Source organism: Microbacterium sp. PRC9, from assembly GCF_031844125.1.
Lineage (GTDB): Bacteria > Actinomycetota > Actinomycetes > Actinomycetales > Microbacteriaceae > Microbacterium.
The window spans coordinates 295,009-321,950 of the sequence record NZ_JAUZUR010000005.1 but is presented as its reverse complement, the minus strand read 5'-3'; the positions used below and the strand labels follow the sequence as shown (position 1 = coordinate 321,950).

The following is a 26,942-nucleotide window of genomic DNA, read 5'->3' as shown; positions in this document are numbered from 1 at the left end:
CGACCGCGACCGCGACGGGCGTGCCGCTGACGCAGCCGCTGCCGTTCCGGCGCACGGTGTGGGCCGGTGCCACCGCCAAGACCCATCCGGCGGCGAAGGCGGAGCCGAAGCGGATCGGACCGTTCACCCGGGGCCAGTGGGCCGGCGCGGTGATCGTCGGCGGCGCCGGACTGCTGTACGCGGCCGGCATGGCGGTCTTCGCGGTGCGCTGGCTGCTGTCGACCGAGTGGGGCGTGGACTTCCTCGCGGCCTACCCGGGCGAGTACCACCTGCCCGAGGGGGCGCCGGTCGGCATCCCGGCGTGGCTCGGGTGGCAGCACTTCTTCAACGTGTTCCTGATGGTGCTGATCATCCGCACCGGACTGCAGGTGCGCACCGAGAAGCGGCCGAGCGTGTTCTGGTCGCCGCGCAGCAACGGCCGGCGCAAGATGAGCCTGAACCTCTGGTTCCATCAGTCGCTCGACATCCTGTGGATCGTCAACGGCGTGATCTTCGTGGTGCTGCTGTTCGTGACAGGCCAATGGATGAAGATCGTGCCCACGTCGTGGGCGGTGTTCCCCAACGCCGTCTCGGCGGCGCTGCAGTACGTGTCGCTGGACTGGCCGACCGAGAACGGGTGGGTGAACTACAACTCGCTGCAGCAGCTGGCCTACTTCGCCACCGTGTTCCTCGCCGCACCCCTCGCGATCGCGACGGGGGTGCGGATGAGCCACGTCTGGCCGAAGAACGCGACCGGGCTGAACAAGGCGTACCCGGTGGAGTGGGCGCGCGCCGTGCACTTCCCCGTGATGCTCTACTTCGTGGTCTTCATCGCGGTGCACGTGTTCCTGGTGTTCGCGACCGGGGCGCTGCGCAACCTCAACCACATGTACGCGGCGCAGGGCTCGACGGATCCGAACGCATACGCCGACAACTGGACCGGATTCTGGTTCTTCGTCGCATCCCTCGTCGTGATCGCCGCCGCCTGGGTGGCCGCGCGGCCGCTCGTGCTGGCGCCGATCGCCCGCCTGTTCGGCAAGGTCTCCGGCCGCTGACGCGACCGGGCTACTCGACGACGATGCCGGCGAGGTCTGCGAGGGCGGGCGCCATGAGCTGCAGCTGCTCGGGCGAGATCGTCGCGCCGCGGAGGCCCGCCATCCCGACGATCTGACCGAGGTCGGCCCCGCGCAGGTCGACGTCGGTGAGCCGGGCGCCGCTGGCGTTCAGCGTGCCGATGCGGGCGCCGTCGAACGCGACGCGGCGGGCCGAGGCACCCAGCAGGTCGATCTCGTCGATGGTGCAGTCGACGAAGGCGACGTCGAGCAGCTCGGCCCCGCGGAGGTTCACGTAGCCGAGTTTGCAACGGGTGAATCGGATGCCGCGCCAAGCCACGTCGTAGGCCTCGACGGAGCCGAACCGGCTGTCGCGGAGCTCGACATCGCGCCAGCCGCCGCGTGCGGCCGAGACCGCGGGCACGTTGGCGCCGGCGAAGACGGACTCGACCAGGTGGGCGCCGTGGAGCGCCCATGTTCCGAGATCGAGGCCGTCGAACCGGCACGCCTCGACGGTGGCGCCCGACTCGAGCTGCCAGGCGTCGCGGGCGATGCCCGAGTACACGACACCGTCGAGGCGCCCGGCGTCGAGCATCTCGTCGTCGCCGGGATCGAGCGCGCCCAGCGACGATTCGTCGAAGTCGAAGGAGGGAGGCTGGGTGCCCTGGGTCTTGCGGGATCTGGCAGCTGGCATCGCCGCAACCTTAGCCCGTGCCACCGACGCCCGCCCGCGGAGGTGTGTCGGTTGGGGTTTGGGGCTCGCCGCGTGCATTCGGGGCGCGCGGCACGCGCCCCCAGCGGACGTCGTGCGCCCTGAACTCCACAGCGATCCGCCCCGAGGCGGCTCTGGGGAGGGGGGATAACCCGAAGAGAAGTCTCCGGGTGCCTCGGGCGCGCGGCGCGGCGCGCGCGCCTAACTTTGGTGACATGACCTCCTCGGACTCTCCTCACGTCCACCCGGTGACGCGGCCCGCCCAGGTGGCGGGCGCCATCGCGCAGCTCGCGGCCCTCGGCGTCATCGGCGCTGCGGCCTTCTCCCTCCTCTTCACGCTGCTCGGCGTCGGCATCGGCCTGGTGTTCGTGATCGGCATCGGCCTGGTGGTGCTCGTCGGGCTCGTCTACGTGCTCTTCGCGCTCGGCTGGCTCGAGACCGAGCGGGTCGACGGGCTCTACCGGTTCGGGCTTGCGCGGCTGCGTCCGCGGACCAGCGGCCGCCCCGGCTTCGGCGGGTTCCTGCGTACGATCTGGATGCAGGCGATCGACCCCGGCACGTGGCGCGCGATCGCGAACCTCGCGATCGCGACGATCCTCGGGTGGGTCGTCGTGGCCCTCGCCGGACTCCTGGTCTCGGGCGCCGTCCTCGTGTTCGCGCCGCTGTTCGCCGACGCGAGCGCTGTGCGGCTCGCGCGCACCGGCATCGAGGTGCCGCTCGCGTGGGCGGTCCCCGTGGGCATCTTCGCGGCGCTCTTCTCGGCCGCCGCGCTCATCGGACTCGGCGTGCTGCACGGCATCATCGCGCGGGCGATCATGGTGCCCTCGCGCGAGGCCCAGCTCGCCGCCGCGGCACGCATGTCGAGCCAGCAGCACGCCGGCGCGGTCCGCGCCGCCGACGTCGAGCGCACGCGCATCGAGCGCGACCTCCACGACGGCGTCCAGCCGCGCCTCGTGTCCGTCGGAATGACCCTCGGGCTCGCGCAGCAGAAGATCGACGCCGACCCGGAGGCCGCCAAGGCCCTCATCACCGAGGCGCACACCTCGACGAAGGCGGCCATCACGGAACTGCGGCAGCTGGCCCGCGGCATCCACACCTCCGTCCTCGACGATCGCGGTCTCGACGCCGCCATCTCGGCCCTCGTCGCGCGGTCGGTGGTGCCCGTGCACACCGATGTGCGCCTGGACGGCCGCTGCAGCCGTGACACCGAGGCCGCCGCCTACTTCGTGATCGCCGAGGCCCTCACCAACGCCGCCAAGCACTCGCGGGCGACCGAGGTGCGCGTGGTCGCACGACTGCGCGAGCCCGGGACGCTCTGGGCCCGCGTCGAAGACAACGGCGTGGGCGGCGCGCGGATCATCCCCGGCGGCGGCCTCGACGGCATCGTCAACCGCGTCCTCGCGGCCGGCGGCGAGGCCCGCATCGACAGCCCCGCCGGCGGTCCGACGAGCGTGGAGGTGAGCATCCCGTGCGCATCCTGATCTGCGAGGACTCGGCGCTGCTGCGCGCCGGCCTGGTGCGGGTGCTCGAGGACTCCGGCCACGAGGTGGTCGCCGCCCTTCCCGACGCGTCGCGTCTCGACGAGACCGTCGACGAGACGGCGCCCGACCTGTGCATCCTCGACGTGAGGCTTCCGCCCACGTGGGTCGACGAGGGCATCCGCGCGGCCCTGTCGCTGCGGGCGCGCCTGCCCCAGCTCGCGGTGCTCGTGCTCTCGCAGTACGTCGAGGAGCGCTACGCCGCAGATCTGATCTCGTCCAGCGGCGGAGCCCTCGGCTACCTCCTGAAGGACCGCGTGGCCGACGTCACCGACTTCCTCGAGGCGATCGAGCGCATCGCGGCCGGTGCCACGGTGCTCGACCCCGAGGTGGTCGCGCAGCTGCTCAGCCGCAGGACGAGGGACGAACGGATGCTGCGCCTCACCGAACGCGAGGCCTCGGTGCTCGCGCTCATCGCGGAAGGACGCTCCAACCAGGCCATCGCCAAGACGCTGCACGTCACCGAGGGCAGTGTCGAGAAGCACATCACCGCGGTCTTCCAAAAGCTGGACCTCGAACCCGACGAATCGGGCAACCGGCGCGTGCTCGCCGCGATCGCCCACCTCGAGCACGGCGGCCCGACGCCGCCGGCTCCCCCCACACCCAGCGGCCGTGGGCCGCAGACAGGAACGAACCGATGAGCACGACCCTGACCCCTCCTCCCGTGGCGCCGGGCACCCCCGCCGAGCCGCCGCGGCCCTCCTCTGGACGATCGCGCGCCGTCGCGATCGTCGTGATCGTGCTGGGCGGCATCGTGCTGCTGGGCGCGGCGATCTCGGCCGCCGTCGGGACCATCGCCTCGGCCTCGGTCCACACCTCCACCCGCACGGCCGACGCCGCCGGCGTCGACGAGCTCGACGTCGACGCCGCGGCCGGCACGCTGCGCGTCGAGTTCTCGGACGTGCGGGAAGCCGAGCTCGAGGTGACGAGCTCATGGGGCGCCGGAGACTGGAGGCTCGAGCGCGACGGCGACACGCTGCAGGTCTCGTCGCCCGACCGCGACTGGTTCGGCTGGCGCGGATGGTTCGGCGACGGGGGAGCGGATGCCGTGCTGCGGCTGCCGGCGTCGCTGGAAGGACTGGACGCCGACATCTCGCTGGCGGCCGGCGAGTTCGTGACCGACGGCGAGTTCGGCCAGCTGGACCTCTCGCTCGCGGCCGGCTCGTTCGACGTGACGGGATCGGCGGAGTCGCTCAGCGCGGACGTCAGCGCCGGACGCGGAACGCTCGAGCTCGACGGCGTGCGCGAAGCCGACCTCACCGTGAGCGCGGGCTCGCTCGACGCGACCCTGACCGGCACCGCGCCGGACGCGGTCGAGCTCGACGTGAGCGCCGGTTCGCTGCGGCTCACGGTGCCCGAGGGCGAGTACGACGTGCGCGCGGAGGTCTCGGCCGGTCAGTTCGACAACAGCATCGGCTCGACGCCTGGCGCGTCCCGCACGATCGACGTGCAGGTCTCCGCGGGCCAGGCCGTGCTCAAGTCCGGGAGCTGACCGCCCCGCATCGAAGTCCGGGAGCTGACCGCCCGCACTCCTTCCGACCCGTCGTCGCGGCTCTGCGACGGCGGGTCGGTCCGCGTCTTCGGGGTCCGCCACCCCCGTTCGAGGAAGTCGGCGGGGCGATCGGGTGGCGCGGGATCGGGGGTCAGGAGGAGACGGATGCTGCGCCCGCGGCGAATCCCTCGGCGTAGGCCTCGTCGGCGCCGAGGCGGAACATGTCCTTCTCGAGCGGGCGCACGATCGAACGGGCGCCGGGAAGATCCAGGGCGCCGACGAGGTCGGCGCGGCCGCGCACCACGGCGACGGGGCGCCGGGTCGCCTTGCCCTTGACGAGGTCCGCTGCGGCCGCGAGCTCGTCCCCGACGCACGGCATCGTGACGACCAGCGGGCGGCCCTCGGCATCCGTCCCTCCGCGCAGGTCCTCGAAGACGTGCACGCCGCCGGCGCCGATCGCGTGATCGGTCTGGCCCTCGCGCCAGGCGCGGCCGAGCGTGTCGGAGACGATGACGCCGACCTCGGCGCCGAGGCGCCCGCGCAGGCCCGCGGCGATCGCCCGTGCGGAGGCGTCGGGGTCGACGGGCAGCAGGAGCACCGTGCCCTCGGGGGTGTTGGACGCGTCGACGCCGGCCGCTGCCGAGACCATGCCGAGGCGGTTCTCGACGATGCGCGTCGTGGAGCCGTGGGGGGTGGTGCGGGATGCCACGACCCGCACGGTCTCGGAAGTGATGGCGTCTTCCCGGTCGTCGGCGATGACGAAGCGCCCCTCCGCCTTCGAGACGATCTTCGACGTCACCACGAGGATGTCGCCGTCCAGGAGCTCGTCACCCGCCGCGCGGGCGATCACATCGACGAGGTCGGCGCCCGCCTCGATCTCGGGAATTCCCTCGAGGGGCCAGACGGTGAGCGCGGTGCGAGGCGGCATGGGTCCAGTCTTCCGGATGCGCGGGCGCTCCTGCTCCGCCGTCGGAAACGTCGTGGGGGCGTATCCGGCGAACCGGACACGCCCCCACGGGACAGCGGTGGATCAGCGCACGAAGCGCACCTCGGTGAGGGTCTCGCCGAGGAAGGGCTCGGTGTGCGTCGCGCCGTCGAGCGCGAAGCCGTTGCGCGTGTAGAAGCGGTGCGCGCGGGGGTTGTCGTCGGCGACCCACAGGTACAGGCCCTCGGCGGGCTCGACGACCGCGTCGAAGAGCTTCTGGCCGATGCCGGTGCCGTGGTGGGCGTCGAGCAGGTAGATGAAGTACAGCTCGCGGAAGCGCGGCGCGTCCTTGTCGCGGGCGGGGCCGGAGCCTGCGAATCCGACGATGTCGCCGTTCACGAGGGCGGCGAACATCTTGAACTCGGGACCCTGGACGGCCCAGTGGGTCCAGAGCTCGGCGAGACGCTTGGGCGAGACGGCCTCGAGGGCGGCCTTGCTGATGAGGTGGTCGTACGTCTCGTGCCAGGCGGTCGCGTGGACGCGCCCGAGGGCCTCCGCGTCGACGTCACGCACCGGACGGACGACGATGTCGGTCTGGGTTTCGGCTTCCATGGCCAGACTCTACGCGCGTCGGCGCGAGACCCGAAATCGGGGCAACGCCCGGTGAACGAGGGGTGACGAACGGATGCTGCGCCCCGGAGGATCTTCGAATCTCACAGCGCACCGATCTGAGCGGGCGCCCGACGGAAGCTGTCGGGAATCCACAACCGAATCGGCGGACTCGTCGAGGATCGCTACGATCGCACCTCGTGAACGTGATGTGGCGGACCCTGATCGTGATGGTGACCGCGCGGCGGAGGCTGCGGCGCGGCGGACGACTCGGTCCGAGCGAGATCAGCCGGATCCGGCTCACGACCCTGCTCACCGACATCGACCTTCTGCGTCACATGAACAACGGGCGCTACCTCTCGCTGTTCGACCTCGGCCGGTGGGACCTCCTCGTGCGGACGGGCCTGTGGGACGTCATGAAGACCTACGGCTGGTACGCCGTGGTCTCGAGCGAGACGGTGACCTTCCGCAAGTCGCTCAATCTGTGGCAGAAGTTCGACGTCGAATCGCGCATGATCGGGCACGACGACAAGGCCGTCTACCTCGAGCATCGTGCGGTGGTCGGCGGCGAGGTGTACGCCCGCGCGATCATCCGCGCCCGCATGATGAAGCGGTCCGGGGGGACGCTGTCGCACGAGGAGCTCTTCGCCGCGATCGGCCGCCCCGAAGGGGTCCCAGAGGTGGATGCGTGGGTGCACGACTGGGCGGCAGCATCCGCTCTGCCTCCCACGCGCGCGGAGGCGCCCAGCGTCTGGGGCTGAGGCGTCAGCGCAGGATCGCCGTCGCGATCAGCGACATCGCGGCGAGGATGCCCACGTTGATGGTCGCGAGCAGCAGGGTCCAGTAGCGGCTCGGCTGCAGGTGGGTCCAGCTGCGGTGATCGACGGCGTCCAGCGCGGCGTCGAGGGAACGGTAGCGGCCGAGGGTCCGGCCACCGCGAGTCGCCACATAGCCGCGTTCGTCCCGCGTCACCCCGCCCACCTGGCGTCCGAAGCGGTCAGCGGCCCAGGAGCCGCGCTCGGGGGTGGACCAGTGGATCTCACCAGCCCGGTCTTCGGTGTGCTGTGTCATGCGTCCACGCTAAGCACGCGTCGACGCCGACCCCGGGTCTTGACAGGAACGCCGGCCGCGCCTATTTAAGGTGCTGCGGGGTTGTCGGGCTCGGGCACGATCGTGAGGCCCGCGGGTGAGTTCGCCGCTTTGGCGAGGGCGTCCACCCACGCGGGATTGAGGCGAGGCTGGCGGCCGCCGAAGTACTCGAACGCCAGCGAGACGTTCGGGCTCAGCCACACCGAGGTGCGTCCGAGGCCGGCGCGGGTCGGGTCGCTCCACGTGAAAGGGAACGACTCGCCGCGTCGCAGCTTGGCCCAGATGACCGCCTGCAGATGCGCGAGGATCCGATCGTCGATCGACGTCGTGACGCGGGTGTCGTAGGTGAGCGTGCCCATCGGTCCCACCTTAGCCCTCGGGGCATCGTGACGAGTCGGATCGCGTCTCCGGCCGAGGGTGCGCGACATGATACGCCGTTTCGCCGCATTTGTCTGGTGTTGCGCCTCGACGCGAACGTCCTCGACGCTGGTGGCATGCCCCGTCCCCTCCAGCTCACCCGTGACTTGCGCGCCGCGCTCTCGACCGGCGAGCTGTGGATCGCCTTCCAGCCGCAGTACGACCTGGATCCGGCGGGCCCACCCGACGCCCCGGAGCCGACGGACCCCGTCGCCGTCGAGGCGCTCTGTCGCTGGACCCATGCGCACCTCGGCGCGGTCCCGCCCGACACGTTCATCCCCCTCGCGGAGCAGGGGCACTTCCTCGACGAGGTGGATCTGCAGGTGTTCGACCGGGCGGCGGAGCGCGTGATGCGGTGGCGCGGGTCGGGACACCCGCTCGGTCTCGCGGTGAACGCGTCTCCCGCGCACTTCTCCACCCGGTACGCCGACACGGTGGTGGCGCGGCTGGACCGGCTCGGCATCGACCCTGCCGGCATCACGATCGAGATCACCGAGGCTCCGACGCCGCAGCTGCGTCCGGAGATGCTCACCGCGATGCAGACGCTGCGGTCCGTCGGGGTCTCGATCTCGGTCGACGACTACGCCGGCGGTGACACCACCGTGGCGATGCTGGAGGCCCTTCCGATCGACGAGGTGAAGATCGACCGATCACTCACGCAGCGGACGGATGCCGAAGCCGACGACGCGATCGCCGCCGTGGTCGCGAGCAGCGCCGAGCACGGATGGCGGGTGCTGGCGGAAGGCATCGAGACCGTGGCCCACCTCGAGCGCTCCCGCCGTCGCGGCTGCCACCGCGGGCAGGGCTACCTGTGGGGACTCCCGATGCCGTCCGACGAGATGGACGAGCTGCTCGCGGTCTGACCGGACCGGAGCGCGCGGCCCCGCTTCAGAGCCCGTAGTCGGCGAGGTCCTCGCTCTGCTCGTCGCTGGGAGCCGGCGTGTCGCCGACCTCGAACTGCGACCACGTCACCGGCATGCCGGGGGAGAACAGGATGTCGACTCCCGGGCCCCCGCGCAGCGGCGGGATGTTCACATAGCCGCCCCCCGCCTTGATCGCCTCGAGGATCTTGGTCTTCAGCTCCGACACGGGGTCGGGAAGGAAATAGTCGCGTCCATCCACGGTGAGCCGGTTCACGATCGCCATCGCACCAGCGTACCTGCGCCACCCGCCCGTAGGATCGACGCGTGGGCATACTTCACTACGGCGCACCCCCGGCGTCCTTCACGATCGACGATCGCACCCTCGCTCACCTCGAGCTGGTCATCATGGCGAAGCTGCGGCGTCGGGAGAACCTGTCGTTCGCCCACGTCGACGAGCACACGTCGCTGCGTCAGGCCGTCTGGATCTCGTCGGTGACGCCGCTGCGGTTCGAGTACGAGGGGCCGATGCCCGAGATCAACCGGCTCTGGCTGCAGGATCTGATCGACGCGGCGAACTCGTCGTCCGGGCTCCGGGTCGTCCCAGAGCCCGACCTTCCGTCACGCTGAGACCCGACCGCCACCGTCGCGCTTCGCGCGGTACATCGCCGCGTCCGCGGCATCCAGCAGTCCTCCGGGAGAGATCCCGCGCTCGGCTGCGACGACGCCCGCGGAGGCGCCCACGGCGACCTCGACGCCCCGTACCGTGATCGGCTCGGCGATCGCGGCCAGCGCCCTTCCCGCGATCGCCGCGGCCTCCTCCGGCCCTGCGCTGACGCACACGATCACGAACTCGTCGCCGCCCAGCCGTACGACCATGTCAGAGCTGCGGGCCACCCCGCTCAGCCGGCGGCCGATCGCGGCCAGGACGGCGTCGCCCATCTCGTGGCCGTACGTGTCGTTGATGAGCTTGAAGTCGTCGAGGTCGAGGAAGACGACAGCCACGGCGGCGCCGGAGCCCTGCAGCAGCTCGTTCAGCCGGTCGTCCAGGAAGCGGCGGTTGTGGAGACCCGTGAGTGCATCGCGCAGCGCGAGCTCCGCGAGCTCCGCCTGGGTGCGGGCGACCATGGCCGACCTGATCTCCTCACCGAGGTCCGAAGCGTCCTGGGCGTGTTCACCCCACGGGAGGCTTCGACCCGTGACGCTCTCGCGCCAGGCGGAGAACGACCGGCGAGGGGAGAGCGGCGTGTCGCGGTTCTCCGGTCGCTGGTCGCCGAGCCAGTCGACCGTGCGCGAGACCTCGCTGCGTACGAAGACGAGCGTGTCGCCGTCGCCGCCGAGCGGGACGATGAGAAGGCCGGCGACGCCCGGCACCTCCACCGCGAGGCCCGGCCGTTCGATCGGAAGCGCCTCCCACAGCAGTCGCCCCGGGCCGAGCTCGTCGATCACGGCGAACAGGCGAGCGGGGGGCGGCACGACGCCCACGGTGTGGACCGTCTCGCCCATCCGCAGCAGGGCGCCGTCTGCGGGAACCACGTCGAGCACGGTCCGCTCGCCGCTCATCAGCACGGTGCCGACGTCGCCGCGCCCGTAGAGCGGGGCGATGATGGCGATCCGCCGCTCGCGCGCCTCGAGCTGCCGGCGCAGGCGCCGGATCTGCTCAGCAGCGGCGAGCTGGGTCACGACCTGGGTCGCCATCACCTCGAGGGCCCGGCGCAGCAGCACGGGCAGACGTCGGGGGGTGCGGTGAGCGCACGTGAACATCCCCACGAGGCGGTCCTCGATGACGAGGCCGAACGACACCGTCGCCGCCTGTCCCATGTTGCGCATGAACTGGAGGTGGTGCGGTGACACGGCGCGCAGCTCGCTGCGCCCGAGGTCGAGCGGGGCGTCCTCGGGAAGGAGCGTGTGCAGGGCGAGGCCCGGGTCCTCGGTGTCGGCGATCACCCGTGAGCGCTTCTCGATGTACAGCGCACGCGCCTGCGCCGGGATGTCGGAGCCGGGGAAGTGGAGTCCGAAGTACGCCTCCATGCCGGGTTCGCGCTCGTCGGCCACGACCTGCCCGTGCCCGTCCTCGTGGAACTCGTAGCACATGACCCGGTCGAAGCCCGTGATGTCCTTGATCTCGCGGGCTGCCTGCTGCCGCAGCTCGTCGGGGTCGGTGACCCCCGCCAAGCGCTGGATCGCGCCGACGACTCCGGTGCGGACGTATTCGAGCTCCGGCACCACGGGCTCGAGCTCGACGACGAGCGGGACGGTGCCGCGATGTGCGATGACGTCGTAGACGCCGCCCTCGAACTCCGCGCGCACCGGATCGACGGCCAGTCCCTGGCTGATCGCCCAGGAAAGCGTGTCGCTGCCCGCCTCGCGCAGGTCGCGTCCGAGCCAGTGCTCGACGTTCTCGCTCGCGACGACCACGACTCCGGTCGCCTCATCGATGCCGAAAAGGGCGCCGTGCGCCTGGATGCGTCCGATCGTGCGGATCTGCTCCTGCGAGCATTCCTGGAGGCGGAGCGTCTCTGCTTCATCGCGGGGACGGTCTCCGTCGAAGACGAGGGCGGGCGTGTCGGTCAACGCGGGTCCTTCGGGGGGCGTGGCGGGTGGTGGCGAACTGCGTCGGCGAGAGCACTCATCCTATGCGTGAGGGGGTCCGGAACCTAAGAATCCCCGGTGCAGCGCCGGGCCTAGCGCACGCACTGCCGGTGCGCAACGGGTTTGCCGCTCGCCGGGTGCGGAGGTTGCCTGGCAGTGGTGGCGCCGGCCGAACCCCGCCGGCGTCGGAGGGAGAAGGAGGAGCCGTGGATACGACCACCCTGATCTGGATCATCGTCGGCGTCGTCATCGTGCTCGCGATCGTCGTCGTCGCCCTGCTGCTCACCGCGCGCGGGCGCCGTGAGCGTCGCCGGGAACACCAGCACGATCGCGCCGAGAAGATGCGCGAAGACGCGCGCGAGACCGAGCTGCAGGCCCGGCAGCACGAGGCCGAGGCGGCACGTGCCCGCGCGGACGCCGCAGCCGCCGCGGCGGCCGCGGAGGACGCCAAGGCGCGGGCGGCCGAAGCGTCGATGGAGGCCGAACGCCGCGCGGGACGCGTCGACGACCACCGCGCCGAAGCCGAGGACCTGCGTCAGCAGCACGCAGAGGCGATGCGCAAGGCCGACGACGTCGACCCCTACGTCGACGGCACCGGTGCCCGCAACGCCGCCGCCCCGTCGGCCGCACCGCACACGGGCGAAACCGCCGGCGACCGGGACACGGTGCTCGAGGGCGCCGAGCGCCGCCGTGCGAACACGGACGAGCGGCCGCCGACTCCGCCGGAACGGCACGAGCACACCGAGCGCACCTGACCGGGAGGCGGATGCTGCGACCCCGCCTCGGCGCGGCCTTCGGGTCCCGCTAAGAGCCTGGGGGCGCAGCATCCGTCCGCCGCAGCGGAAACGCGTCGTGCAGGGCACGCCGAACCTCCAGGATGCCCGCGCGTGCCCGCGACGCGGTGCGCTGCGCGGTGAAGATCTCGCGCGCGGGACGACCGGGCAGATCGAGCAGCGACACCGGGACCGCCGACCCCTCCCACAGCAGATCGGGCAGCACGGCGACCGCTCGTCCCGCCGCGACCAGACGCGCGTGGGCCGACAGATCGGCCAGCTCGTACCGCACGTCGGGTTCGAAGCCCGCGGCGCGGCACTGCTGCACCGCCCACAGGCGGGCGGCGGTGCCGGCGGGCTCCATCACCCACGGGCGATCGCGGAGGTCGTCGAGCGAGCGTGCGCGATCAGCGGATGCCACGGCCAGATGGATCGGGTCGGTGCCGAGCGGGTCGCGCTCGAGACCCGATGCGTGGGCCCGCGTGTGCCCGGGGTACTGCTCGGCGATCACGAGGTCGACGCCCCGCGCCGTGAGCTCGAACAGCCCGAGCTCGGGAGGCATCTCGACGAGCTCGACGCGAAGATCGGGTGCGCGTTCGGACAGCAGTCCGAGCGCGGCGGGCACGATGGCGAGTGCGGCGGTCTGCATGACCGCGACGCGCACCGGCGCGAGCCCCGGGTGCAGGGACTCGAGCTCGCCACGGGCCTGCTCGTCGAGGTCGAGTGCCCGCGCGGCGTGCGCCGCCAGGACGCGTCCGTGCTCCGTGAGCCGCACCCGCCGCCCTTCCGGCGCCAGCAGCGCGACGCCGGCCTCCTTCTCGAGCTGCGCGAGCTGCTGGGAGATCGTGGACGGACTGTACGAGAGCGCGTCGGCGACGGCTGCGAGCGTGCCGCGCAGCGCGAGCTCGTGGAGCAGTCTGAGACGACGCAGCTCGAACATCAGCATCCCATCGATAAATCCGAACGATATTGATCGTAGATGATCGCTTTTCACGAATGAATGGATGCCTCACCCTTGACCTCATGCAGCAGGTGAACCCGATCGCGCACATTGAGGTGCAGGCTGGAACCACGGAGTCCGATGACGTGACAGCGGGAGTGCGAATGCAAGGACGACCCGACGAGCACGTGGCCGGTGAGGCGGTCGCCCTCGCGCAGCGGTGGATCGCCGAGAGCGCCGAGGTCGAGGTCGACCCGGCGGCGCAGCGACTGGCCGGCGTGCTCAAGGACCCGAACGGCCTGCCGTTCACCATCGGGTTCGTCGACGGCGTGATGCGTCCCGAGAGCCTGTCGGCCGCGGCATCGCATCTGCATCGCGTCGCGCCTCTCGTGCCCGGGTTCCTGCCCTGGTACCTGCGCGGCGCGGTCCGTGTGGGCGGGGCGGTCGCGCCGGTGCTGCCGTCGCCGGTCGTGCCGATCGCACGGCGCGTGCTGCGTGAGATGGTCGGGCACCTCGTCGTCGACGCGCGTCCCGACAAGCTCGGCCCCGCGATCGCCGCGCTTCGTGAGAGCGGCGCGCGGCTCAACCTGAACCTCCTCGGCGAGGCTGTGCTCGGCGAACAGGAGGCGCTGCGCCGGCTCGAGGGCATCCACGAGCTCATCCGCAGGCCCGACGTCGACTACGTCTCGGTCAAGGTCTCGGCGATCGCCAGCCACATCTCGATGTGGGCGTTCGACGAGGTCGTCGCCAAGGTCGTCGATCGACTGCGGCCGCTGTACCTGACGGCGGCTTCGCCCACGAGCTCGGTGAACGGGCCGACGTTCATCAACCTCGACATGGAGGAGTACCGCGACCTCGATCTCACGATCGCGGTGTTCACGCGCCTTCTCGAGGATCCGCGCCTGCGGCACCTCGAAGCCGGCATCGTGCTCCAGGCGTACCTGCCCGACGCGCTGCCCGCGCTCGAGCGGCTCACCGCGTGGGCGCAGGAGCGCGTCGCGAACGGCGGCGCGCGCATCAAGGTGCGACTCGTGAAGGGTGCGAACCTCGCCATGGAGCGCGTCGACGCGGTCATGCACGACTGGAGCCTCGCCACCTACGGCGAGAAGGTCGACTCCGACGCGAACTACGTGCGGTGCCTCCGCTTCGCACTCGACAAGGAGCACACCCGCGCGGTGCGGATCGGCGTCGCCGGACACAACCTCTTCGACATCGCCTACGCCTGGCTGCTCGCCGGCGAGGCCGGTGTGCGCGACCATGTCGAGTTCGAGATGCTGCTCGGCATGGCGCAGGGCCAGGTCGAGGCGGTCACGCGCGAGGTCGGCCATGTGCTGCTGTACGTGCCGGTCGTGCGTCCCGACGAGTTCGACGTCGCGATCAGCTACCTGGTGCGACGCCTCGAGGAGAACGCGTCGAGCGACAACTTCCTGTCGGCGGCCTTCGACCTCGCCGACGACCCGGCGATGTTCGACCGTGAGCGCGACCGGTTCCTCGCCTCCCTCGCCCGCGCCGACGATCCGGCGCTCGCGACCGGCGCGAACCGTGTGCAGGACCGCGCCGCCGAGGCGATCGCGACCACCGGCCCCCAAGCAGACTCCCCGCGAGCGCAGGCGCGCCTGCGCCGGGCCGCCGCGGCGTCCGACGAGGCCGGTCTGACCCAGGCCGTGATCGGCATCGCGCGCTCGGCGGTGCCGGGCGACACCGCCCCGGTCGAGCGGTCCGTCCCCGAGCAGGTGTTCGGCGCCGAGGCGTTCGTCGAGACCGCGGTGTTCGCTCCGCGCGAGTCCGCCGCCCGCGTCGCGGGCGCGCCGGGCTTCCGCAACACCGCCGACACCGACCCGGCGCTGCCGGCGAACCGCGCCTGGGCGCGCAGCATCCTGTCGCGCATCGAGACCTCACGCGCCGGCGACGCGACCGTCGAGGCGGCCCGCGTCACCGACGAGCCCACGCTGCAGGGGATCGTGGCCCGCGTGCGCGACGCCGCCTCGGCGTGGGGCGCCCTTCCCGCGGCCGAGCGCAGCCTCGTGCTGGCCGCCGCCGCGCGCGCCCTCGAGGCCCGTCGCGGCGAGCTCATCGAGGTCGCAGCCTCCGAGACCGGCAAGGTCTTCGCCGAGGCCGATGTCGAGGTGAGCGAGGCCGTCGACTTCGCGAACTACTACGCCGCCACCGCGCGCGAACTCGACCGCGTGAGCGGCGCGGTGTTCGAGCCCGCGCGCCTCACCGTCGTCACGCCGCCGTGGAACTTCCCGATCGCGATCCCCGCCGGCGGTGTGCTGGCGGCGCTCGCCGCGGGATCCGGCGTGGTCTTCAAGCCTGCACCTCAGGCGCGGCGCTGCGCCGCGGTCGTCGCCGAAGCGCTCTGGGAGGCGGGCGTTCCGCGCGACGTGCTCGCGCTCGTCGACATCGACGAGGGCGGTCTCGGGCAGACGCTGCTGTCGCACCCGGACGTCGACCGGGTGATCCTCACCGGAGCGTGGGAGACGGCGGCCCTGTTCCGCTCGTGGCGCCCCGACCTCCCGCTCCTCGCCGAGACCAGCGGCAAGAACGCGATGATCGTCATGCCGACGGCGGACCTCGACCTCGCGGCATCCGATCTCATCAAGAGCGCGTTCGGCCACGCCGGCCAGAAGTGCTCCGCCGCGTCGCTCGCGATCCTCGTGGGTCCGGTCGGCCACTCGCAGCGCTTCGCGCGTCAGCTGGTGGATGCTGCGACCTCCCTCCGCGTCGGAGTGCCGTCCGACCCGCTCAGCGAGGTCGGCCCGGTCGTCGAGGTGCCGCGCGGCAAGCTGCAGTGGGCGCTGACCACCCTCGACGAGGGGGAGAAGTGGCTCGTCGAGCCGACGCGCGTGGACGCCGCTCCCGAGTACGACGGGCGGCTGTGGACCCCCGGCATCCGCACCGGCGTGCAGCCGGGCTCGCGCTTCCATCGCGAGGAGTTCTTCGGGCCCGTCCTCGGAATCATGCACGCGTCGTCGCTCGCGCACGCGATCGAGCTGCAGAACGCCGTGGCCTACGGCCTCACCGCGGGGCTCTACACGCAGAATCCCGACGACCTCGCGCTGTGGCTCGACCGCGTCGAGGCGGGAAACCTCTACGTCAACCGCGGCATCACCGGCGCGATCGTGCAGCGCCAGCCGTTCGGCGGCTGGAAGCGCTCGTCGGTCGGCGCCGGCGCCAAGGCCGGTGGCCCCAACTACCTCGTGGGCCTCGGCCGGTGGCGCGCCACCTCCGGCGCCCCGACGTCGGCGACGCTGCACCTGCGTGGTCTCGACACCCGCATCGTCGCCCTCATCGAGGCGGCGCAGCCTTCGCTCGGCTACGAGGCGTTCGAGTGGCTCCGCCGGGGCGCCCTGTCGGACGCCATCGCGTGGGACCGCGAATACGGCCAGGTCAAGGACGTGTCGGGCCTCGGCGTCGAGCGCAACCTCTTCCGCTACCGCCCGATCCCGGCCGTCGCGCTGCGCGCCACGGCCGACGCCTCGTGGCAGGCCGTGCTGCGTGTGGTGATCGCGGGACTCCGGGCGGGCTCGCGGCTGACGCTCTCGGCGCCGGTCGGTCTTCCTGCGGCGGTGCGCCGAGTCCTGGCCGAGGAGGACGTCGCCGTCTTCGTCGAGACCGACGAGCAGTGGCTCGAACGCCTCAGCGCCGTCGACATCGTCGCAGCGGCCGCCGATGCCGACCCCGAGCCGCGGCCCGCGCGCGTGCGACTCATCGGCCAGCCCGACTCGGTCGCGGCGCTGCACACCGTCGTCGCGCAGGCCATGGGCGGTGATCCCGATCTCGCGGTCTACGACAACGAGGTGACCACCGCCGGCCGGCTCGAGCTGCTGCCCTTCCTCCACGAGCAGTCCGTGACGATCACCGCTCACCGTTTCGGCAACCCAGACCCCTGGAGCGAGTCCGTCATCTGACGTGTGGATTCCGGATGCTGCGACCCGCAGCATCCGGATTCCTCTCGTCGCGCTTCTACAACGTTAGAACTTTCTGGGCGCCTCGGCTTGACATCGCCTCGGCTCGCGTCGCACACTGTTTTCCACCGAACAATTCCAACGTTGTAAATCAACGACGGCACCCCCACGGTCAGCGACGATCGATCTCCTGATCCGAGCGCTGACCACCACAGCACTACGAGAGGAAACGTGATGACGAAGTCACGGAAGTCGGTCGTCGCCGCAGCGGCGATGCTCGCCGCCGGCGGCCTGATCCTGTCCGGCTGCGCCGGCGGCTCGGGCGACGGCGGCAGCGAGCAGCTGACCTTCATGTTCCGCGGCAGCGACGCCGAGAAGGCGGCCTACACCGCGGCCATCGAGCAGTTCGAGAAGGACAACGACGTCGACGTCAAGATCATCATGACGACGGCCGACGAGTACAGCACCAAGCTCAAGGCGGCGATCACGGGCAAGCAGGTGCCCGACGTCTTCTACGTCGACCCGGGAAGCGTGCAGGCCTACGTCAAGACCGGCATCATCAGGGACATCACCGAGGACGTCGAGAGCGACGAAGACCTCGACCTCGCCAATGTCTGGCAGTACGGCGTCGACAGCTACCGCTTCGACGGCAAGCTGATGGGCCAGGGTGCGATCTACGCGATGCCCAAGGACGTCGGCCCGTTCTCGTTCGGCTACAACCGCACGATGTTCGAGAAGGCCGGCATCCCGCTCCCCGACAAGGACACCCCCTACACGTGGGACCAGTTCGTCGACGTGGCCAAGCAGCTCACGCAGGACACCAACGGCGACGGCACGCTCGACCAGTGGGGCACCGGACTCAACGTGCAGTGGAACCTGCAGCCGTTCGTGTGGTCGAACGGCGGCGACTGGCTGAACGAGGACCGGACCGAGGTCACCGTCGACAGCCCCGAGTTCGCCGAGGCGCTGCAGTGGTTCGCAGACCTGTCGAACGTCGAGGGCGTCACGCCGTCCACCGCCGACGCGCAGACGCTCGACACCTACCAGCGCTGGATGCAGGGCCAGATCGGCTTCTTCCCGGTGGGTCCGTGGGACGTGCCTGTCTACGAGAAGCTCGACTTCGACTGGGATCTCATCCCTTACCCGGTCGGCGCCACCGGTGAGACCGCGACCTGGACCGGCACCCTCGGCATCGCCGTGAGCGAGAGCACCAAGGACCCCGAGACGGCCGCGAAGCTCGCCATCTACCTGTCGACCGACCGCACCGCGCAGCAGTCGCTCGTCGACGCCGGTGTGCAGATCCCCAACCTGATCGACATGGCCAACGAGTGGGTCACCGCGTCGACGCTCCCGCCCGAGAACAAGCAGGAGTTCCTCGACATCGTCCAGGACTACGGCCGTGCGCTGCCCGCGAACACCACCTACAGCGCCGAGTGGTACGACGAGCTGTTCAAGAACATCCAGCCCGTCCTCGACGGCGAGCAGACCGCCGCGGACTACCTGGAGGAAGTCCAGCCGCGCATGCAGGAGATGCTCGACAAGGCCAACGTCGACGCCGGCATCGGCTGATCCCGGAACGGATGCCGCGGCCCGTGCCGCGCCGTGATCTCCGGCCGCGCCGGGGCGCGGCATCCGTCCCCTCCTCCTGCTTCTGAAGAAACGAGGTTCCCCATGTCGACGACGACACCCGTCCGCCGTTCGCGGCTGCACCGCCGCGAGCACCGCGCGGCCCTCGCGTTCGTCGCGATCCCGGTCATCGGATTCCTGGCCTTCACCGGCTACCCGCTGGTGTTCTCGGTGTACGCGTCGTTCACCAAGTGGAACGGCCTGAGCGAGCCGGTGTTCAACGGGCTCGACAACTTCGTCGAGATGGCCGCCGACCCGTACTTCTGGCAGGCCATGGGCAACACGATCTTCTACATGATCGGCATCCCGATCGGCCTGATCCTGTCGCTGATGCTCGCGCTCGCGCTCAACCGCAAGATGCGCGGCACCACCTTCTTCCGCACGGTCTACTACGTGCCGGTGATCTCGTCGCTGGCAGCCGTGGCGATCCTCTGGCAGTGGGCCTACAACGGCGACTTCGGCCTGGTGAACCAGGTGCTCGCGCTGTTCGGCATCGAAGGCCCGAACTGGCTGCAGAACGCGGCGACCGTGAAGCCGGCGATCATCATCATGGCCGTCTGGAAGGGCCTGGGCTACTCGATGCTGCTGTACCTCGCGGCGCTGCAGTCGGTGCCCCGGCACCTGTACGAGGCCGCCGCACTGGACGGCGCCGGCGCGTGGGGCCAGTTCCGCCACATCACGGTGCCTCTGCTCAGCCCGGTCACGTTCTTCCTCGTCGTGACGAGCATCATCGGCGGCGCGCAGATCTTCATCGAGATCAACATCATGACCCCCACCGGCGGCCCGGAGTTCAGCTCCGCCTCGATCGTCTGGTACATCTGGCAGAAGGCGTTCAACTACCTGCAGATGGGCTACGCGACGGCGATGTCGGTGGTCCTCGGCCTGCTCGTCTTCGTCGTGACCGCGATCCAGTTCCGGCTCAACCGCCGCTTCCAGTTCTCGATCGACTGAGGCCATCATGACGCTCACCACCCCCGACACCCTGTCCGCGCTCGACGCGGAGGTCACCGGCAAGACCCGACGTCTGCCGAAGCGCCGTCTCGGCCGTCCCACCGGCAACACCGCCGGCGTCCCCCGCCGCGCGTCCGCATCGCGCCGCCTCGTGAACGTCGTGCTCATCGCCCTGCTGTCGATCGGCGGCATCGTGATGATCGCCCCGCTGCTGTGGACGTTCAGCACCTCGCTCAAGACCCGCGAAGCCGTCTTCGCCCTGCCGCCGCAGTGGATCCCCGATCCCGTGATGTGGGAGAACTACGTGCGGGTCTGGTCGGCCGGACCGCTCCTCTCGGGCATCGTGAACTCGATCATCGTGTCGGCGACGGTGACGATCATCGGCACGGTCACCTCGATGCTCGCGGCCTTCGCGTTCGCGAAGCTGCGCCTGCCCGCCAAGAACCTGCTGTTCCTGCTGCTGCTGTCGGCGATCATGATCCCGTTCCCGACGATCATGATCCCGCAGTTCAAGGTGTTCGCCGACCTCGGCATGGTCGACACCCTGTGGCCGCTGATCCTTCCGGGCGTCTTCGGCAACATCGTGATGATCTTCTTCATCCGCCAGTACCTCGACTCGGTTCCGGACTCGATCATCGAGGCGGCCAAGATCGACGGCGCCGGCTACCTGCGCATCTTCTTCACGCTGATCTTCCCGGCGATCCGGCCGGCGATCGCGGCGCAGTTCATCCTGTGGTTCATGGCGGTCTGGAACGACTACCTCGCGCCGATCATCTACCTGAACTCGCCCGAGAAGCAGACGCTGCAGCTCGTCATCGCGAGCTTCAACGCGACCTACGCCAGCCAGACGGACTACCCGCTGATCATGGCGGCGTCGTTCATCGCGCTGATCCCGGTGCTCGCCGTGTTCATCATCTTCCAGCGGCAGATCATCGAGTCGGTCGCGCTGACCGGGGCGAAGGGCTGATCATGTCGCTCCCGATCGCAGACCCGACCTCCGACCCGACGACCTGGGGTGCGCGCAACGCGCACGATCCCACCGTGGTGCGCGGCGACGACGGCCAGTGGTACATGTTCTCGACGGATGCCGCCGCCGGCGTCGACGCCATCCCCGCGGGCGTCCACGTGCGCACGTCGCCCGACCTCGTTCGCTGGACGTTCGTCGGCACCGCCCTCGACGGCGTCCCCGCTCCGGCCCTCGCGCACACCGGCGCCGCAGGACTCTGGGCGCCCGAGGTCGTGCGCTGGCCGACCGCCGACGGCTCGCCGCGCTGGCACATGTACTACTCGGCCTCCACGTTCGGGTCGCGGACGTCCGTCATCGGACTCGCGACGGCCACGTCCCCGGCTGGGCCTTGGACGGATGCCGGACCCGTCGTCTCGACCACGCACGACGTCGACGGGCACAACGCCATCGACGCCGCCGTCGTCTTCGACCGCGCGGGGCGCCCGTGGTTCACGTACGGCTCGTTCTTCGGCGGCATCCACATCCTGCCGCTCGATCCCGCGACGGGCTTCGCGCAGCGCCCCGGCGAGACCGGCACGCTCATCGCCCGCCGCCCGGCGAGCGTCGACGGCGCCGTCGAGGGCGCGTACATCGTGTACCGCCCCGAAGAGGACCGGTACGTGCTGTTCGTGTCGTACGACTCGCTGTTCGACAGCTACAGCGTGCGCGTCGCGGTGGCCGACGAGGTCACCGGCCCCTACGTCGACCTGAACGGCCGGTCGCTCACCGACACGGTGGGCGATGCACCGGATGCCGTGGGCACCAAGATCCTCGGCGGCCACGTGTTCCCCGGCGGCACGGCCTGGATCGCACCCGGTCACAACTCGGTGTTCCGCGACGGCGATCGGCTCTTCGTCGTCCATCACGTGCGCCGGGCCGACGACCCTGCGCGGCACGAGGCGCAGATCCGCCGGGTGCACGTCACAGCCTCGGGCTGGCCGCTGGTGTCGCCGCACCCGTTCGCCGGGTACGAGGCCGAGCGCCTGCCGCAGGCCGAGGGCGTCGACGGCGACTGGAACGTGGTGCGCCTGGACCCGGCTCGGCGCGGGGTGGAGGCATCCGTTCCCCTGCGCGTGATCGCCGCCGCCCGGACCGACGGCGACGCGGTGACGACTCCGCTCATCGTGCAGGCGGAAGGCGGCGACATCGTGCTCGACGCGGTCGTGTTCGGCGCGTGGGACCCGGTGGCCGAGCGCGCCGTGCTCGCATTCGCCGGGCTGGACGCCGAGGGCATCGCGTGGACCGGGTCGAAGGCGGTGACGCCATGATCACCGAATACGGCTGGGCCGGCCGCGTGATGGCGTGGCTGCGGATCGTCGCGGGCCTCATCGTCGTGAACCTGCTCTTCCTCGCCGGAACCGTCGTCGGTCTCGTTGTGCTCGGCGTCGCGCCGGCCGCACTAGCGGCGACGGCCTGCCTCACCCGCATGCGCGACGGCGACGCAGAGACCGGGCTCGCGCGCGAGTTCGCCGCCGTCTACCGCGCGCAGTTCTGGCGCGCGAACCTGATCGGCCTGCCGTTCGGGGTCGTCGCGGTCCTGCTCGCCGCCGACACCGCGGTGCTCCCGGCGCTCGACAGCGTCGCGGCCTCGGCGCTCGCCGGGTTCACCTGGGTCGTGGGCGCCGTCGCCGTGCTCGCGTTCGCCTGCGCGCTGACCGTGGCCGTCCGCTACGACGAGACCGCCGGCGCGGTGCTCCGCTACGCCGCGGTGCTGCCGTTCACGTCGCCCGTCATGAGCCTCGTCATGCTCGTGAGCCTGGCATCCGGCGCGGTCGCGCTGGCCCTCTTGCCGGTGCTCGTCCCGCTCATCGGATTCGCCGTGCTCCTCTTCGTCGCGGGGTGGTTCGTCGACCACCGACTCGCCGCGCTCGACCCCGACCACCCCCGCGCCGGCGACCGCCGACGTGACCCCGCACCTTCGGCCGGGGCATCCGCCATCCCCTGATCGCCCGCGGGAACACCCCTTGCTTGCGGCGCACCCGTGCCGGAACGTCCCTGCCGTGCTGCCCGCAGCCGGCCCGTCCCTGGAGAAGAGAACGTGACCATCACGACCACCACGACTGCCCCGACCGCCACGGCCCGTGTCTCGGTCGACCGCGAGGCCGTCGTCGCACCGATCGACCGCCGCATCTTCGGCTCGTTCGTCGAGCACCTCGGCCGCTGCGTCTACGACGGCATCTACGAGCCCAGCCACCCGACGGCGAACGAGGACGGCTTCCGGCTCGACGTCGTCGACCTCGTGCGCGAGCTCGGCTCGACCACCATCCGCTACCCCGGCGGCAACTTCGTGTCGGGCTTCCGCTGGGAGGACAGCGTCGGGCCGCGCGACCGGCGCCCCGTGCGCCGAGACCTCGCGTGGCACTCGCTCGAGACCAATCAGGTCGGCGTCGACGAGTTCTCCCGCTGGCTCAAGCTCACCGGCTCCGAGCTGATGATGGCGGTCAACCTCGGCACGCGCGGCATCGAGGCGGCCCTCGACCTGCTCGAGTACTGCAACCACCCGTCGGGCACGACCCTCAGCGACCAGCGCATCGCGAACGGCTCGGTGGAGCCGCACGGGATCCGCATGTGGTGCCTCGGCAACGAGATGGACGGCCCCTGGCAGACGGGCTACATGACCGCCGACGACTACGGCAAGCTCGCCGCGCGCACCGCCCAGGCGATGAAGGCCGCCGACCGTGACCTCGAGCTCGTCGTGTGCGGCTCGTCGGGCTCGGCCATGCCGACGTTCGGCGACTGGGAGCGCACGGTGCTCGAGCACGCCTACGACCACGTCGACTTCATCTCCTGCCACGCGTACTACCAGGAGCGCGGCGGCGACCTCGCGTCGTACCTCGCGTCGTCGCTCGACATGCAGTACTTCATCGAGACGGTCGTCTCGACCGCCGACCACGTCGGCAACAAGCTGAAGTCTTCGAAGAAGATCAAGCTCTCGTTCGATGAGTGGAACATCTGGTACCTCGACGAGCACCGCGAGTCCGACGAGGTGAACGCCGAGTGGCGCTATGCGCCGCGCCAGCTCGAAGACGTCTACTCGGTGGCCGACGCCGTCGTGCTCGGCAACCTGATGATCACGCTGCTGAAGAACCACGACCGCGTCGCCTCCGCCTCGCTCGCGCAGCTCGTCAACGTCATCGCGCCGATCATGACCGAGCCGGGCGGGGCGGCGTGGCGCCAGACGACGTTCTTCCCGTTCTCGGTGACGTCCCGCCTCGCACGCGGCGAGGTGCTGAAGCCCCGCATCGACGTCGGCAGCTACGAGACGGCGGTGTACGGCGATGCGCCGCTCGTCGACTCGGTGGTCACGTTCGACGGAAGCGTCGCGGCGGTGTTCCTCGTCAACCGCAGCCAGACCGAGGCCATCGAGGTCACCGTCGACGTGTCCGAGCTGGGGGTCGCCACCGTGGCCGAAGCCCTCACGCTGTGGGACGACGACGTGTACGCCAAGAACACACTCGCCGACCAGGAGCGCGTGGGGCTCAAGTCCCTCGACGGCGTCGTCCTCGACGACGGCACCCTCACCGTCACCCTCCCGCCCGTGTCGTGGTCGGCGATCGCCCTCGCATGACCCGTGCGGGCCGGCGGGCGGCGGCCGCAGCAGCCTTCGTCGCGGTCCTCGCGCTCGCGACCGGATGCGCGGCGGCGCCCGCCGTGCCCGCCCCCACGGGCGACACCTTCGTGCACGACCCCGCGTTGGTGGTGGGGGAGGAGGGCGAGGCGTCGCTCTTGTACTCGACCGGCGACGGGCGGATCGGCGACGGCAACATCCAGATCCGGCGGTCGCCCGACGGCGTGGACTGGGAGGACGCCGGCACGGTGTGGGACGAGAAGCCCGCATGGCTCGTCGAGGCGGTCCCCGGCGTCGACAACCTGTGGGCCCCCGAGCTCTACGAGCACGACGGCACGTGGTACCTGTACTACTCGGCGTCGACGTTCGGCAAGAACACGTCGCTGATCGCGCTCGCCACGAACACGACGCTCGACCCCGAAGATCCCGGTTACGAGTGGGTGGACCGTGGCGTCGTGATCGAGTCGGCGGGCACCGACTTCAACGCGATCGACCCCGGCATCGTCGAGGACGAGGACGGCGAGCCCTGGATGGCGTTCGGCTCGTTCTGGAGCGGCATCCGCATGGTGCCGCTCGAGTGGCCGAGCGGGCTGCGCGCCGATGAGTCCGAACCGCTCCTCATCGCCGACCGGCAGCTGCCGCCCAACGCCATCGAGGCGCCGTACATCCTCCCTCACGACGGCTTCTACTACCTGTTCGTCTCGAAGGACTTCTGCTGCAAGGGCGTCGACAGCACGTACTCGATCGCGGTCGGCCGCTCCGAGTCCGTGACCGGTCCGTACGTCGACGCCGAGGGCGTCCCGCTCCTCGAGGACGGCGGCACCCCGGTGCTCGTCTCCGACGGCACCCGGGTGGGTCCGGGCGGCCAGTCGGTCTCGGCCGGGCTCCTCGCGTTCCACCTCTACGACGCCGACCTCGACGGCCAGTTCCGCCTCGGCGTGCTGCCGCTCGCGTGGCGGGACGGCTGGCCGACCGCGGAGTGGCCGGCGCGGGACTGAGCGGACTCTGCGCGGCGTTCCCCGGGTTCAGCGGGGGACGGCGGGCGCGGACTCGCGCTGCACGATCTCGAAGTCGGCGAGGAGCAGCCGCGGCGGGACGTCGAGGCCGCCCATGCGCTCGATGAGCGTCGAGACGGCCGTGCGCGCGATCCAGTCGCTGCCGGGATCGACGGTCGTGAGCGAGGGGATCGAGTACTGCGCCTCGTCGATGTCGTCGAAGCCGAGCACGGCGACGTCGTCGGGCACGCGCAGGCCCGCCTCCTGCAGGGCGCGCATCGCGCCGAAGGCGAGCGTGTCGTTGAGGGCGAACACGGCGTCGAAGCGCACGTCGCGCTGGATGATCTCGCGCATGGAGCGCGCGCCGTTGGCGCGGTGCCACTCGATCGACGGACCGATCAGCCGCCCGTCGAACGGGATGCCACGTGCCTCGAGCGCTTCGCGATATCCCTGCAGGCGCAGCGCGGCCGAGCCGATGAGCTCTCCTTCGTGGGCGCCGACGATCGCGATACGGCGGCGACCGGAGTCTATGAGGTACTCGGTCGCCGCGCGGGCCGCCTCGACGTTGCGCATCGTGAGGTGGTCGGTCGGGCCGTCGAAGATGCGCTCGCCCAGCAGCACGAGCGGGTAGTCGACGTCGAGGTGCGCGACGTCGGACTGGCTCATCTCGAGCGGACTGAAGATGAGCCCGTCGCTCATCTTGCGCCGGGGGCTGGCCAGCAGGTCGAGCTCGCGCTGGCGGCCGCCGCTGCCGGTCTGCTCGATCGTGACGACGAGACCGGATGCCTCGGCAGCGGCGATCACGGCGGCGGCGAGCTCTGCGAAGTAGGCGAGCGCCAGGTCGGGCACTGCCAGCGCGATCGAGCCGGTGCGGCCGGACCGGAGGCTGCGTGCGGTGAGGTTGGGCGTGTAGTCCAGCTCCGCGATGGCGGCCTCGACCCGCTCCTTCGTGGTGGGGCGGATGTGCGGGTAGTCGTTGATGACGTTCGACACCGTCTTGATCGACACGCCGGCGAGACGGGCGACGTCGTGCAGTGTGGCGGCCATCGTCACATCCCCCCTCGTCGAGAGATCTCGACGTGATCAGATCCTACAACGTTGTAGGAGGTCCACCGCGTTGCGCCCCTCATTGTGGCCGAGTCGAGGCATCCGTATCAATCGATCGGATCGACCGCGATCGGATGTAAAGAATTCTTGACAGTCCGCGACGGTGGTCCTATCTTCGGTGTAAAGAATCCTTTACACCATCGGGGAGGGGTCATGGTCTACGAAGAGCGCAACATCTGGGCGAGCCTCATCGTCAGTGCGATCGGCATGGTCGTCTACGCCGTGATCGTGCTGCAGCAGGCCGACGGAGGACCGCTGACCGACGTCGACTGGGTGCCGATCATGCTGTGGATCATCGGCGCCAGCATCGTCGGCGCGATCGTGGTGAGCATCGTGTGGGGGATGCTCGCCGGCATGCGCGACCCCGACGGCGTGGGCAAGTCCGACCAGCGCGATCGTGACATCGCGCACATGTCGACCCGCGTCGGCCAGGCCTTCCTCGTGATCGCGGGACTCGGCGTCATCATCCTGTGCGCGTTCGAGGCCGACTGGTTCTGGATCGCCAACGCCATGTTCTTCGGGTTCGCGCTGTCCTCGATCGTCGGCGGCATCGCGAGCGTCATCGCCTACCGCCGCGGGCTCGTCTGATGGTCAAGCCCACCAAGGTCACCAACACCATCCGCGCCGTACGCGAGGCCGCGGGGATCACCCAGGCAGAGCTCGCGCGCCGGGTGGGTGTCACCCGGCAGACCCTCATCGCCATCGAGCAGGGCCGGTACTCGCCGACCCTCGAACTCGCCTTCCAGCTCGCCCGCGCCTTCGGCGTCGGACTCGACGACCTCTTCGACTACCCGGAGGAATGA

Annotated in this window: 27 protein-coding genes; 18 read left to right on the top strand and 9 right to left on the bottom strand. The window is 70.7% G+C overall.

The window, feature by feature from the left end; all coding sequences use genetic code 11:
- The first annotated feature begins 20 nt into the window (after positions 1 to 20).
- Positions 21 to 1,034, top strand: a complete 1,014-nt coding sequence (locus Q9R33_RS13080; protein ID WP_311294044.1) for a cytochrome b/b6 domain-containing protein — start codon at positions 21 to 23, stop codon at positions 1,032 to 1,034.
- A 10-nt stretch (positions 1,035 to 1,044) separates the two neighbouring features.
- On the opposite strand, the gene Q9R33_RS13075 is transcribed toward Q9R33_RS13080, so the two are convergent.
- Positions 1,045 to 1,725, bottom strand: a complete 681-nt coding sequence (locus tag Q9R33_RS13075; RefSeq protein ID WP_311294043.1) for a pentapeptide repeat-containing protein — start codon at positions 1,723 to 1,725, stop codon at positions 1,045 to 1,047.
- 233 nt (positions 1,726 to 1,958) lie between these two features.
- Between Q9R33_RS13075 and Q9R33_RS13070 the strand changes: the two genes are divergently transcribed.
- From Q9R33_RS13070 to Q9R33_RS13060, 3 genes are read left to right on the top strand one after another with little or no spacing between them, the layout of a single operon-like run.
- A complete protein-coding gene (locus Q9R33_RS13070; RefSeq protein ID WP_311294042.1) occupies positions 1,959 to 3,224 on the top strand; it encodes a histidine kinase in 1,266 nt (421 codons plus the stop codon).
- A complete protein-coding gene (locus Q9R33_RS13065; RefSeq protein WP_056371896.1) occupies positions 3,212 to 3,922 on the top strand; it encodes a response regulator transcription factor in 711 nt (236 codons plus the stop codon). Before Q9R33_RS13070 ends, Q9R33_RS13065 begins: the two co-directional genes overlap by 13 nt.
- A complete protein-coding gene (locus Q9R33_RS13060; protein WP_311294041.1) occupies positions 3,919 to 4,773 on the top strand; it encodes a hypothetical protein in 855 nt (284 codons plus the stop codon). The genes Q9R33_RS13065 and Q9R33_RS13060 overlap by 4 nt, the downstream gene beginning before the upstream one ends.
- Positions 4,774 to 4,924: 151 nt before the next feature.
- Here the strand turns inward: Q9R33_RS13060 and cofE are convergent, their stop codons facing one another.
- Positions 4,925 to 5,701: a coenzyme F420-0:L-glutamate ligase gene (gene cofE / locus Q9R33_RS13055; RefSeq protein WP_311294040.1), complete on the bottom strand. Its 777-nt coding sequence runs from the start codon at positions 5,699 to 5,701 to the stop codon at positions 4,925 to 4,927.
- A gap of 102 nt (positions 5,702 to 5,803) precedes the next feature.
- Positions 5,804 to 6,310 (bottom strand): GNAT family N-acetyltransferase, encoded by a 507-nt coding sequence (locus Q9R33_RS13050; RefSeq protein ID WP_056371891.1) that lies wholly within the window; start codon positions 6,308 to 6,310, stop codon positions 5,804 to 5,806.
- A 197-nt stretch (positions 6,311 to 6,507) separates the two neighbouring features.
- Here Q9R33_RS13050 and Q9R33_RS13045 point away from each other — a divergent pair, with 197 nt between their 5' ends.
- A complete protein-coding gene (locus Q9R33_RS13045; protein WP_056371889.1) occupies positions 6,508 to 7,068 on the top strand; it encodes a thioesterase family protein in 561 nt (186 codons plus the stop codon).
- A gap of 4 nt (positions 7,069 to 7,072) precedes the next feature.
- Here the strand turns inward: Q9R33_RS13045 and Q9R33_RS13040 are convergent, their stop codons facing one another.
- The gene (locus Q9R33_RS13040; RefSeq protein ID WP_056371887.1) at positions 7,073 to 7,378 is read right to left on the bottom strand and encodes a hypothetical protein; all 306 of its coding nucleotides are present in this window, start codon (positions 7,376 to 7,378) and stop codon (positions 7,073 to 7,075) included.
- A 65-nt stretch (positions 7,379 to 7,443) separates the two neighbouring features.
- On the bottom strand, positions 7,444 to 7,755 hold the full coding sequence (locus Q9R33_RS13035) for a hypothetical protein (RefSeq protein WP_056371885.1): 312 nt from the start codon (positions 7,753 to 7,755) through the stop codon (positions 7,444 to 7,446).
- Between the two features lie 135 nt (positions 7,756 to 7,890).
- Between Q9R33_RS13035 and Q9R33_RS13030 the strand changes: the two genes are divergently transcribed.
- Positions 7,891 to 8,676 (top strand): EAL domain-containing protein, encoded by a 786-nt coding sequence (locus Q9R33_RS13030; protein ID WP_056371884.1) that lies wholly within the window; start codon positions 7,891 to 7,893, stop codon positions 8,674 to 8,676.
- Positions 8,677 to 8,701: 25 nt separating this feature from the next.
- Here the strand turns inward: Q9R33_RS13030 and Q9R33_RS13025 are convergent, their stop codons facing one another.
- A complete protein-coding gene (locus Q9R33_RS13025; RefSeq protein ID WP_056371882.1) occupies positions 8,702 to 8,959 on the bottom strand; it encodes a hypothetical protein in 258 nt (85 codons plus the stop codon).
- Positions 8,960 to 9,000: 41 nt separating this feature from the next.
- Between Q9R33_RS13025 and Q9R33_RS13020 the strand changes: the two genes are divergently transcribed.
- Positions 9,001 to 9,303, top strand: coding sequence for a hypothetical protein (locus Q9R33_RS13020; protein WP_056371880.1), 303 nt, complete (start codon positions 9,001 to 9,003; stop codon positions 9,301 to 9,303).
- Here the strand turns inward: Q9R33_RS13020 and Q9R33_RS13015 are convergent.
- Complete coding sequence (locus Q9R33_RS13015; RefSeq protein ID WP_310249199.1) at positions 9,295 to 11,247, bottom strand: diguanylate cyclase domain-containing protein; 1,953 nt, start codon at positions 11,245 to 11,247, stop codon at positions 9,295 to 9,297. The two genes, Q9R33_RS13020 and Q9R33_RS13015, sit on opposite strands and share 9 nt — an antisense overlap.
- 224 nt (positions 11,248 to 11,471) lie before the next feature.
- Between Q9R33_RS13015 and Q9R33_RS13010 the strand changes: the two genes are divergently transcribed.
- Positions 11,472 to 12,020, top strand: a complete 549-nt coding sequence (locus Q9R33_RS13010; RefSeq protein WP_311294039.1) for a hypothetical protein — start codon at positions 11,472 to 11,474, stop codon at positions 12,018 to 12,020.
- Positions 12,021 to 12,069: 49 nt separating this feature from the next.
- On the opposite strand, the gene Q9R33_RS13005 is transcribed toward Q9R33_RS13010, so the two are convergent.
- Positions 12,070 to 12,978, bottom strand: coding sequence for a LysR family transcriptional regulator (locus Q9R33_RS13005; protein WP_311294038.1), 909 nt, complete (start codon positions 12,976 to 12,978; stop codon positions 12,070 to 12,072).
- Between the two features lie 164 nt (positions 12,979 to 13,142).
- Here Q9R33_RS13005 and Q9R33_RS13000 point away from each other — a divergent pair, with 164 nt between their 5' ends.
- The 8 genes from Q9R33_RS13000 (at position 13,143) to Q9R33_RS12965 (ending at position 25,035) form a co-directional block, all read left to right on the top strand.
- Positions 13,143 to 16,889, top strand: coding sequence for a bifunctional proline dehydrogenase/L-glutamate gamma-semialdehyde dehydrogenase (locus Q9R33_RS13000; protein WP_311294037.1), 3,747 nt, complete (start codon positions 13,143 to 13,145; stop codon positions 16,887 to 16,889).
- A gap of 231 nt (positions 16,890 to 17,120) precedes the next feature.
- A complete protein-coding gene (locus tag Q9R33_RS12995; protein WP_311294036.1) occupies positions 17,121 to 18,455 on the top strand; it encodes a sugar ABC transporter substrate-binding protein in 1,335 nt (444 codons plus the stop codon).
- 102 nt (positions 18,456 to 18,557) lie between these two features.
- On the top strand, positions 18,558 to 19,463 hold the full coding sequence (locus Q9R33_RS12990; protein WP_310249192.1) for a sugar ABC transporter permease: 906 nt from the start codon (positions 18,558 to 18,560) through the stop codon (positions 19,461 to 19,463).
- A 7-nt stretch (positions 19,464 to 19,470) separates the two neighbouring features.
- Entirely contained in the window at positions 19,471 to 20,430 is a 960-nt protein-coding gene (locus tag Q9R33_RS12985; RefSeq protein WP_311294035.1) for a carbohydrate ABC transporter permease, read from the top strand.
- A 2-nt stretch (positions 20,431 to 20,432) separates the two neighbouring features.
- Positions 20,433 to 21,737 (top strand): arabinan endo-1,5-alpha-L-arabinosidase, encoded by a 1,305-nt coding sequence (locus Q9R33_RS12980; protein ID WP_311294034.1) that lies wholly within the window; start codon positions 20,433 to 20,435, stop codon positions 21,735 to 21,737.
- Positions 21,734 to 22,414, top strand: coding sequence for a DUF624 domain-containing protein (locus Q9R33_RS12975; RefSeq protein ID WP_311294033.1), 681 nt, complete (start codon positions 21,734 to 21,736; stop codon positions 22,412 to 22,414). Before Q9R33_RS12980 ends, Q9R33_RS12975 begins: the two co-directional genes overlap by 4 nt.
- A 93-nt stretch (positions 22,415 to 22,507) precedes the next feature.
- The gene (locus Q9R33_RS12970) at positions 22,508 to 24,037 is read left to right on the top strand and encodes an alpha-L-arabinofuranosidase C-terminal domain-containing protein (protein ID WP_311294032.1); all 1,530 of its coding nucleotides are present in this window, start codon (positions 22,508 to 22,510) and stop codon (positions 24,035 to 24,037) included.
- Positions 24,034 to 25,035, top strand: a complete 1,002-nt coding sequence (locus tag Q9R33_RS12965) for an arabinan endo-1,5-alpha-L-arabinosidase (protein WP_056372058.1) — start codon at positions 24,034 to 24,036, stop codon at positions 25,033 to 25,035. The genes Q9R33_RS12970 and Q9R33_RS12965 overlap by 4 nt, the downstream gene beginning before the upstream one ends.
- A gap of 27 nt (positions 25,036 to 25,062) precedes the next feature.
- Here the strand turns inward: Q9R33_RS12965 and Q9R33_RS12960 are convergent, their stop codons facing one another.
- Complete coding sequence (locus tag Q9R33_RS12960) at positions 25,063 to 26,079, bottom strand: LacI family DNA-binding transcriptional regulator (protein WP_056372056.1); 1,017 nt, start codon at positions 26,077 to 26,079, stop codon at positions 25,063 to 25,065.
- A gap of 213 nt (positions 26,080 to 26,292) precedes the next feature.
- Here Q9R33_RS12960 and Q9R33_RS12955 point away from each other — a divergent pair, with 213 nt between their 5' ends.
- Positions 26,293 to 26,727 carry a hypothetical protein gene (locus tag Q9R33_RS12955; protein ID WP_056371867.1) on the top strand — a complete coding sequence of 145 codons (435 nt, stop codon included), beginning with the start codon at positions 26,293 to 26,295 and terminating at the stop codon, positions 26,725 to 26,727.
- Entirely contained in the window at positions 26,727 to 26,942 is a 216-nt protein-coding gene (locus tag Q9R33_RS12950; protein WP_056371865.1) for a helix-turn-helix transcriptional regulator, read from the top strand. The genes Q9R33_RS12955 and Q9R33_RS12950 overlap by 1 nt, the downstream gene beginning before the upstream one ends.